The organism is Janthinobacterium sp. FT14W (genome assembly GCF_009208755.1).
GTDB lineage: Bacteria > Pseudomonadota > Gammaproteobacteria > Burkholderiales > Burkholderiaceae_D > Janthinobacterium > Janthinobacterium violaceinigrum.
The window spans coordinates 138,484-147,905 of the sequence record NZ_WFLL01000010.1 but is presented as its reverse complement, the minus strand read 5'-3'; the positions used below and the strand labels follow the sequence as shown (position 1 = coordinate 147,905).

General features: G+C 57.6%; 6 protein-coding genes and 1 pseudogene. 3 read left to right on the top strand and 4 right to left on the bottom strand.

What is annotated here, in order from left to right; genetic code table 11:
- Positions 1 to 1,054 precede the first annotated feature (1,054 nt).
- Entirely contained in the window at positions 1,055 to 2,278 is a 1,224-nt protein-coding gene (locus tag GCN74_RS09890) for an FAD-dependent monooxygenase (protein ID WP_152256509.1), read from the bottom strand.
- A gap of 137 nt (positions 2,279 to 2,415) precedes the next feature.
- On the opposite strand from GCN74_RS09890, the gene GCN74_RS09885 reads away from it, so the two are divergent.
- The 3 genes from GCN74_RS09885 (at position 2,416) to GCN74_RS29265 (ending at position 6,141) form a co-directional block, all read left to right on the top strand.
- Entirely contained in the window at positions 2,416 to 3,333 is a 918-nt protein-coding gene (locus GCN74_RS09885) for a LysR family transcriptional regulator (protein ID WP_152256508.1), read from the top strand.
- A gap of 647 nt (positions 3,334 to 3,980) precedes the next feature.
- On the top strand, positions 3,981 to 5,543 hold the full coding sequence (locus tag GCN74_RS09880; RefSeq protein ID WP_152256507.1) for a hypothetical protein: 1,563 nt from the start codon (positions 3,981 to 3,983) through the stop codon (positions 5,541 to 5,543).
- A 406-nt stretch (positions 5,544 to 5,949) separates the two neighbouring features.
- The gene (locus GCN74_RS29265) at positions 5,950 to 6,141 is read left to right on the top strand and encodes a hypothetical protein (protein WP_226938969.1); all 192 of its coding nucleotides are present in this window, start codon (positions 5,950 to 5,952) and stop codon (positions 6,139 to 6,141) included.
- 10 nt (positions 6,142 to 6,151) lie between these two features.
- On the opposite strand, the pseudogene GCN74_RS29715 reads toward GCN74_RS29265, so the two are convergent.
- From GCN74_RS29715 to GCN74_RS09860, 3 genes and pseudogenes are all read right to left on the bottom strand, one after another.
- A pseudogene (locus GCN74_RS29715) lies at positions 6,152 to 6,271 on the bottom strand (hypothetical protein); the annotation flags it as partial.
- A 338-nt stretch (positions 6,272 to 6,609) separates the two neighbouring features.
- Positions 6,610 to 7,869, bottom strand: coding sequence for a hypothetical protein (locus GCN74_RS09865; protein WP_152256505.1), 1,260 nt, complete (start codon positions 7,867 to 7,869; stop codon positions 6,610 to 6,612).
- A 384-nt stretch (positions 7,870 to 8,253) separates the two neighbouring features.
- Entirely contained in the window at positions 8,254 to 9,417 is a 1,164-nt protein-coding gene (locus tag GCN74_RS09860) for an MFS transporter (RefSeq protein WP_152256504.1), read from the bottom strand.
- Positions 9,418 to 9,422: the final 5 nt, after the last annotated feature.

Here is a 9,422-nt window from a genome sequence, read left to right as displayed (position 1 = left end):
GTTCCTGCCGTGGAACTACCTCCAGCAGATCAACCCTGCCTAAACAACACGCCGCTTCCCAGCGGTGTGACGCTATCATCGGTCCGATTGAATACCCGTTCAAGACGGTAGTGGCCGGACGCTTACGAAAAATCAAGCGCTCAGCCAGCTCGTTGACAATTGAATGGGAATTATTTAGATCAAGCTCTGTTGAATTTTCACCGATGTTACAGTCTGTGAGACTTTCGGAGTCGCACTAATTCTGGTGAGAAACGTGAGCAGTCGATTTCTGAAATGGAAATGCTGAAAAATTGTTAAAATATCTCTGTTGTTTCACTTGTTTTATCTTCATATGGTTGTGATACTTTTGGTAAAACTTGGGGCAAACTTGGGGCAAACTTGGGGCAATGGAAGATGATGTCAGATCACTTTAGCGCAAAAAATACCGGAAGTTACCTGTTTTTGCCCGCCGCTGTCGTAGGCTATGGTGATCTATGGTTACTTTGTTTCTAATTCGAAACTTGCACTTCCCACCAAGAATTCGTTTGATATCAAAGGATTACACTGATCTAGTGTAGGCCTTTTTTGTTTGGTATGACAAAAGTATGAAAAATCCGCTTCGGACGCGCCTGGACGAGGCCGGACAACGGACGATGCGACGATTGCATAAGTCCGGAGAAGAAAACTTTTCATCCGGGAATCGAGCGCCCCAGATGTTACCTTCAGGTGCCGGACTTCAATTGCTTGGCAGTGAGGTGGGTATTTCTCGTGCCGCCAAAAAACACCCAAAAATCACCTCTTGGTGCCAATGTCGTTCAGTTAAAGTTTTGTTTCAAGACTCGAGCATTGTAACGTTGAGGCAACGTCTACACGGCCCGATCCTAATATCGATCAGGCCGTCCTTCATTGATGATCTCGGTTAAGCCCGGAACTTCGGTGTGTATGCCCTTGATTTCATGTTTTCACTCCCTTTCGCAAGCTTATCAAATGAAGTGTCCGAAAATGCCCGGCTCGCTCAATAGTGAGGCGTCTCGCGGCCGGAGACGCCATGCGGTGTCTAGATTGGCACAGTCTTTCAGAGGCGGTACAGACTGCCGGAACCGACGCTGTCCACCGGTGTGCCGTCCGTGCAGCCGGCCATCGGCAAACCTTGCGCCCATCCGGCTGCCAAGGCATGCACGTCACGCAGGGGATCGGACGCCTTGGCGCGCTCATTGCGAATGCGGCAGGTTTCAGGATCAGTGGCAAACAGGCCGCGCGCGAAAACGCGACCCTGCTCGGCCAGCTTCGCGGTCTTCGGCCCGCGGATCTGCGCGAAGCGCAGCAAGGCTTCATCGAGGCAGCCGTCCGTCCCAGCCAGACACCGAGCCAGATGCCAGGCGTCTTCCAGCGCTTGACAGGCGCCCTGGCCAGATGTCGGCAACGGCGCGTGCGCCGCATCCCCCACGAGCAGCACATTGGCCCTGCTCCACGTGTGCAGCGGCTCCAGGTCGTGCACGGCAATCAGTCGGATGGCATGCGCCGGTGTCGCCTGGATGATGCGGGTGACAGGCTCCGGCCATCGCGCGAACAGATCCTCAATCTCCTTACGCATATCCGCTGCGGGCACCGCTCCCGGCAATGGCCGTGCCTGCGCCGCCGCCCAGTAGACCAAATCCGGCCGGACCGCCACGCAACCGAAGCGATCACCCGAACCCCAATAATCCTGAATCGCGATATCGTCCACCAGTGCACTCTCCGCCTGCGCCACACCCACCCAGTTCACAAAGCCCTGATAGACTGGCGTGTTGTCCCCCGCGACGAACCTGCGTGCCACCGAGTCCATGCGGCCATCGGCGCCGATCAGCAGATCCGGACGAATGCTTGCGCCGTTTTCGAAACGCGCCACGGCTTTGCCGCCAGCATCGAGGTCGATCGCCACCGTCCGATGCCCGAATTCTACCGGGATCCCGGCCTGTGCCGCATGATCCAGCAGTACCGCCTGCAAGTCCCTGCGCAAAATCGTATGGGTCGGATGTCCCATAATCTGGTCCAGCAGCGCAATATCGATGCCCCCCAAAGAATTGCCCGCGGCATCCTGACGGTGCATTGCCACTGGACGGCCTCCCACTGCAGCTATGTCTTGCAGCAGCCCTAGTTCCTCCAGCACAAAACCGGCGTTGGGCCAGAGCGTGACGCCAGCCCCCATCGTCGCAGGCCCCGCCCGGCGTTCATATACGCGGGGACTGTACCCCCGCTTGCTCAATGCAAGCGCCACGCTCAACCCTGCAATGCCGCCGCCAAGTATTCCGATTTCCATGCTGAAGCTCTCCTGTTCAATCCGTCCCGATGCGCCGCCGGCGGCGACCCATCGGACGAGACGGCATCTTAAATTCCGCCACTGTGGAGCGCTAGTATGTGAAAATGGGCGGCTTTCATACCTTAATCGGGATAATCATGCGCAATGCCCTCGACCTGAATACCGTCCGTGTCTACGTGGCGGTCGTCGATGAACAAAGCTTTGCCGGCGCGGCACGCCTGCTGACCCTGCCATCTTCTAACGTCAGCCGCCACGTCGCCTCGCTGGAACGCACGCTGGGCGTCCGCTTGCTGGAACGCAGCACCCGCCACCTGCGCATGACGGAAGCTGGCAGGCTACTCTACGAACGCGCAAAACCCTTGCTCGACGCCTTACTCTCCACCGAGGAAGAGCTTGGCGCAGTGCAGCGTGAACTGCGCGGCCCCCTGAGGATGTGCATGCCAGGCGAAGCGCCAAGGCTGCTAGCGCCTATCCTGGCCGAATTCTGCAGCCTCCATCCCGGCGTCGAACTGGAATGCGACACGCGCCTGACCGGTCTGGAAGCTCTCCGAGAAGACATGGACCTGTCCATCGTCTTCCATCGTGGGCGCCAGGATGACAGTAACTTCATCACCCGCGAACTCGCTACGCTGCCCAGCATCGTGGTCGCGGCGCCCGCCCTGCTGGCCAAAACTGGAATGCCGCGCCAAGTGCGCGAACTTAGGTCATTGCCTTGCATTACCACCTTGAGCGCGTTAAAGGGCCAGCCCTGGCAGTTCCTCGATGCCGCAGGCGAAATCGTGAAGGTATCGGTGCGTAGCCGCTATCGTGTTAACAGCGGAGAACTGGCATTGGCGGGCGCGCGGCAAGGCATCGGCTTCGCGATAGTGGCGGCCTATCCATGCCAGGAAGATCTTGCCGCGGGCCGATTGCAGGAAGTGCCGCTGGACTTGATCCCTGCGCCGCTGCAATTGCTTGGCGTGTACAGCCATCGGCATTCCGTGACTGCGCGGGTTCGGGCTTTACTGGAATTGATACAGGTGCGGTTGGAAGGAATCGGGAGCGGCTCAAGATGAAAATCGAACTGAGGAATGCGCTCGAATAGCCGAATGTCTGCTCCGGGGGGCGGATTCAATCGATCAATGCAACACTTTAACTTAAAAGCATCGTTGCAGAGCGGAAATGATGCGGAAGAGAACTCGAATCGATTGCGCCCCGACACGCGAAACCATAGCCAGAGCATCGTAAGGCATCCAGCCATGGGAGGGATCATATACGGGGCTGCGCACGCTCAAGCAGTTTCAGCCTGAGCGCGATCATAGCCTCGGCAAGGCGGGGACAGGGCGGCAGAGCCGGCGGGACCATTCTAAAGAGTTCGGCAGACGGGTGCCAGTGCTCAAGGACGGCGAGATCGTCCTGGTGCTGGCGCGAGGCTGGCGTCGAGGATGGAAATATGAAGGGGAGCTGGAGGCGGCTATTGCGGGCAGCCAATAAGCTTCGACCATCTTCTTTCACCCCGAATTGGACTTTCGCATCAACTTGTGACAATGCGTGATTTTCCTCACTGGGTAATTCGTTATGCTCATGGGCAACTGGCGGCCAGGCGACTCGTCATGACCAGTTCTCGTGGCTTTTCGTGGCGCGATGAAAAGATACCATCCTGCTCATGCGCCTGAATTGCCTTTCAGTCTATATCGGATGCATCAACAACTTGGAACAGCATATGATTAACTTCTATATAGGCAACCTCGCCGGTGGCGTCGTGACGGCCGCACAGGAATCTGCCGGTTCAACGATCGCGCTGCTGAATCCGGGGGCGTCCGATCTACAAGGCTGGGTTCTGACGAAAGATGGCCATCTTATCCTGAATTCCTCTCCGGCAAACCTCTGTCTGAGCATCGCAAAGGACCAGCTACAGAGCGGGGCCGCCGTGACTCTTGCGGCAAAAGGCGCCAGCGGATACGTTCAGCAGTGGAGCTACGACGTCACCAGCTTCCAGTTCTCGCTCCAGAACCATCCCAGTTATCTGCTGACCAGTGCCTCCGGTGGCCCGGCGGGGCCCCTCGTCTACGTTTCAACGGCACCGACCTCCGCGCAGAGTCAATGGTCTCTGATCGTCATCAGCACACTGCCGCAACCGATGATCGGCATGAACTGGGAACCTGCGCCTTCGGACTACACAGGCTTGCCGGCGCCGAGCAAGTATGGAGATACCGATTTCGCCAATGCGGATTTTCAGGAGCTTTGGAGCCCGGATGCGCGCAATGATCTTGGAACGATCGCGGGCTTCGGTTGCAATACGATCAAAATGTATAACTGGAGCGTGCCGGCGCCGAACGGGTACTGGATGCGCGATCACAAGTCGTTTCTCACCGCCGCGGCGAACGCCGGCCTGACCGTCATCGTCCCGATTAGCAATTTCTTCGCAGGCACCGCCTACAACAACCGGACCAGAAACGCTAATCCGGCGGGGCCTTTGTCTAGCACCCAGTTAGCGTCCTGGATCACCGGGATCGTCGCCGAAGTCTATGCAAACAATATTACGTCCGGACCGGTGGTGATGTGGGCAATCGGCAACGAATACGATAACAGCAATAACGGCGCCTATGGCTATTGCGAGGCGCAGGATATTGCGATGATCGCAAGTCTGATTATCGCTGCTGAGGCGAGCCTCGGCATTCCCGTAGCAAATGTGTTGCCGTTCACCAGCCCGGTCACAACTGCGATCTACCCGGTCAACACCAGTATTTCGCAGACTAAACCGGCCACCAATGCGATAATGGGGCAGTATGCAATCCAGGCGCTTAGCGATGCATTCAGCACGGCCGAGATTCCGGCGACGCGTTTCATCGCGTCGGTCAACTCCTACCAGACTGGTGCCCAGCTGACAACGTACAACTCGGCGTTTGCAGCGGCATTCCCGGGCATGTACTGGTTCTACGGCGAACTTGGGTGGAGCAACGCCAACGGCGGCAAAACCACCCAGGCCGACAATCTCTACAATCAGTTTTCGACGATTCTTCCATTGGCGAAGGCAGCCGGCAGCACGTTTCTGGGCGCCTGCTGTTTCGAATATTCCGACGAGCTTTGGAAGGGCGCCCCGGGGGCGTCGGAAGTCGAGTTCGGGATTTACACTTTTTCCGCGAGCGGCACACCCCTGACCGCGCAGGAAGGCGACCACTCGCCGGTGTTTGGCGCATCCTATCCGGTCGATGTGTTTGTGGCACGTCCGGCCGTAGCGTCCTTCACCGCTGCGATCGCGGGGTTGCCGAATCCCCAGTCCTGAGCATGGCGTTGAAGTGATCCAATGCATGGCCCTCATTGATCGTTCGTCGGGGTGGGGGCAACTTGCCTTTTATGGGGAAAATTTTCAAAAGTCTAGGATCAAACTTGAGTAATCATTCCAGCATCAATTTGGCGCTGTGGGGCGAAAAGCCGTGAGCAAGCGCCGAAAATATTATCCACGTATTTTGCTGGAGTCCAGTACCTGAAAGTCTTTCCGGTAGCGCCAAAGACTGTTATCCCGTCGGTCACTGGCTCGAGTCCAGATCGGGGAGTCCGAATTTTGCTAGGACCTTGAGCCCAGTCGTTACCCGGCTGGGCTTTTGACACTTCAGAGGCTTTTTTATTTGCGGATAGTGGCCCTAGGTGAGTCCGTCTGGCTGTTGGGGGCAGCGCCGACGGGCACGCCAATGCAGCGCTTTCACAAGCCTGACGATGAAAAGCGCATGGTGATGATCGTGGACCCGGACCAGTACCAAAGCTGGCTGGATGTCTCGCTGGTGTCCGACAAGGATGTTTATTGGCAGTATGCTGCGGAGCTGCTCGCCGCACACTCAACCGGGCCACGCGGTTCTCACTGCAAGCCAGGCCAGCATCCATGAGGTCCCGCACTACGCGTGGGGAGCCGTATGTGCCATCGCTGGCTGCGTGACTGCGCTTGATAGCTTGCAGTAACGAGGGGGGGAGGCCAATTCCCTTCAGATGATAGCCCAGCAATTTGATCGGAATCACTCATCGCTACAGCGGATTCTGGCTGAATCTGGTGGCATACGGCCAGCGCCGCGATGCCGTTCCAGACTGGCGCTGACGCTGGCCGAGCGCGAGGAGGTATCGCGCGCCATCGTTAGCCGACGTCACATGGAATCGGCATCAGCCCAGCTCGTTCAAACGCTAGCCCAGGTGCGGCAATATACAGGCGCTCGGATCTGCCCAAAAATCATGCCAATCCCTGTTGTATTTCCCGTCGGCACAAGTTACCTGGATCGCCTTTGGTGAGATCGTCTTGGTGCAGACTGGACCATTTTGACGAAAGATCGGCAGCGGCTGAGCTGTGACCGATGGCGATCTTGTCACAGGTCCGTCGTTGCGCTCCCATCGGGAATGACGAGTACAAAATCGTAGCCCTGAATCATGCCTTGAACGCTGCTGTTTCCATTCGCCAGGGTTTTAGCCGATCCCAACAAGGGGCGCACGTCGAACAATGACCACTCCTTGTGCTCGCTTGCCGCGGCGAAGAAGGGCAATACGCCAGCCATGGCGGACTTGGCATCGATTTTTTCGATTTCTGTTGAGGCCGACGCGCGCGCAATTCCTGCAAATTGCGCCTGCTGGCCTTTGGCAGCCAGCACCAATACATGCAGCGATTTTTGTCCGCGGCCTTCCGCATATTCAGCCAAATAATTGCCGATCTCCCGGCTACCGGCACTCAGCGGGTTATAACCCCGGAATACATGAATGGCGCCCGCTTTCAGCAACATGCGCTGTGCAGGCGCAAGCGTCAAATGGCTGGCCACTTGCCGTTTCATTAGCCTGGCACGCTGTGTATTGGATAAATATCCTTGTCCCGGAGTCATGTTCTTGCTATAAATGCTGCGACTGTCGATCAACGCATTTAACATCGCCAAGGCGGGCATGTCCCTGAGTGTCGTGAGCAGCTTCTGTAACGCGAATAGTTCTTCTTCCTTGACCTTCATCATGAAAAGCTCGCGCGGGTCTCCGTTCTTTGACGCCCGGCCATAGTCGTCGCTTTCAAGCTTGCGGAAGGCCTCGATTTTTGATTTCGCCGAAGGAGCAAGCGGTTGCCCAGCCATCTGGTCGAGTAAATATTTCGACGCGCCCATGAGTTCCTGGTCCATTCCCACCAATTGGAACGATGGTCCGGCAGCTTTGGCGATACGGGCCAGGAATTGCGCCTCATCCTGCCATTTGTAAAAAGCAGTAGCGACCGGATAGGCCTTGTTAAATGCTGCTATGCCAGCAACGCCAGTATCGGACTTCAACGTCTTTTCCAAAGCATCCGCAACAGCGGGCCCATTTTCGACAATCAGCGTCGTAAATCCTTGACTGGCCAATCCTTCAAAATACGCCGCTGAAAAATGCGCAATTTCTGCAATGCCATGGTCCTCGCCGATGAGCACGAATTGGCTTTCCAGACCCGCGTCCATCAATGCTGCCGCGCCGGAACCAACCATTTTGCCATGATCGAGTGCGATCGTCGTGCGCAGGGCAGCCAGGCGGTCTGGCAAAGACAGTGGCTGATCCGCCGACCATGCAGGCATGGCCAAGCTGGCCAAAATGACAGAAATAATTATGGAATGAGTTTTTCGCATTATTTTTCGCAAGAATTGTGTTCTGGTCGGCGATTTCAGTCGCGGTGTATCAGCATGCTACGTGTAAGCAGGGTCGGCTGACCTTGACGGATATTTCCTTTTATGGATTTTCTGTATGGGCGGGAAGGGGAGATTTGCCAATGCTACGGTAAATCAGGTGACGCGACAACTACCCTGGCGCAGGAGGGGCTGATAATTTTTTGTAAATGCTTATTTGACAGGACCCTGCCGCCATCAAGCAGACACCATGACCGTAGTAAAGCGTAGCGGGCGGGCCAAGCCTGATCACGAACTGCTCAAACTGGCTGATAGCCTGCTGGCTAACTACCCGACGTGCAGATAACAGCAGCGGGCGGTTGGCAGTACCAACCGCGCCGCCAGCGGCTAATGCGACAGCACCGAATCGCGCGACCTGTGTCCCAGGTAGGGCAGCAAGCTGATGAGACCAAGCACTGCCAGCGCGACACCGACCCACAGCGGGGCGCGCAGGCCGTAGCCGGCGGCGATGCCGACGCCGCCGAGCCATGACCCGGCGCCCAGGCCGATGTTGATGACGGAGGTATGCACGGTATTGACCAGCGGTCCTGGATGGGCGGTCCGCATCACGCGGGCGATGATGGCGGGATTCATCGACATGCCGACCAGGCCTGTGACGACCAGCAAGGCGACGCTGATGGTTTTGTTGTGCGCAAAGACGGCGAACAGCGCCAGGCTGAGGCTCAGGATGACCATGCCCCAGACCATGATGACGATGGTGTAGCGGTCTGCATAACGGCCGACCACGGCATTGCCCACCACGTTGGCGACGCCGTAGACGCCCAGCAGCCAGGGAATCGCGGACGCCGGAAAGCCGGTAATTTCCGTCAGGATGGCCGCGAAGTAGCTGAATGCCGCGAAGATGGCGCCGATGATGAGGCCACTGCTGGCATATGCCGCCCACAGGTGAGGGTTGCGGAATTCTCCCAGTTCATTGCCGAGGCTGACGACTTCCGTCGGCTTGGCGCGCGGCACCAGTACGGTGATGAGCGCCAGGCAGAATAGCGCCAGCAGTACCACCAGCCAGAAGCTGGCGCGCCATCCCAGGTGCTGGTCGATGAGCGTGGCGACCGGTACGCCCGCCACGGAAGCGAGCATGAGGCCGCCGATTACGACGGCAGCGGCGCGTCCGCGCGCGTTGGGGCTGACGATCTCGGCGCAGATCGCCAGGGACAGGCCAAAGCAGGTGGAGGCGGCCACGCCCGTGACCACCCGTGCGATGGCCAGAATGTCATAGCTGGTGGCCGACGCGGCGACGGATTGGGCAAGGGCATAAAAGCCCAGCAGCCACAGCAGTCCCTTTTTATTCGGCACGCGCAGCCTGAGCAGGGCGACGATGCTCAGCGGCCCGCCGATGACCATGCCCATGGCGTACAGCGAGATCAGATAGCCGATCCGTGTTACCGGTTCGCCCATGGCCAGGGCCAGCGACGGCATCATGCCCGCCACCATGAATTCGGATGTCGTTAACGAGAAAATCGTCAATCCCAGAATGTAAACAACCAACGGCATATCAA

Excerpts from the sequence above, each read along its gene's own strand:
- GCN74_RS09890 (WP_152256509.1), bottom strand. The coding sequence starts at position 2,278 with ATGGAAATCGGAATACTTGGCGGCGGCATTGCAGGGTTGAGCGTGGCG.
- GCN74_RS09865 (WP_152256505.1), bottom strand. The coding sequence starts at position 7,869 with ATGCGAAAAACTCATTCCATAATTATTTCTGTCATTTTGGCCAGCTTG.
- GCN74_RS29265 (WP_226938969.1), top strand. The coding sequence starts at position 5,950 with ATGCAGCGCTTTCACAAGCCTGACGATGAAAAGCGCATGGTGATGATC.
- GCN74_RS09860 (WP_152256504.1), bottom strand. The coding sequence starts at position 9,417 with ATGCCGTTGGTTGTTTACATTCTGGGATTGACGATTTTCTCGTTAACG.
- GCN74_RS09885 (WP_152256508.1), top strand. The coding sequence starts at position 2,416 with ATGCGCAATGCCCTCGACCTGAATACCGTCCGTGTCTACGTGGCGGTC.
- GCN74_RS09880 (WP_152256507.1), top strand. The coding sequence starts at position 3,981 with ATGATTAACTTCTATATAGGCAACCTCGCCGGTGGCGTCGTGACGGCC.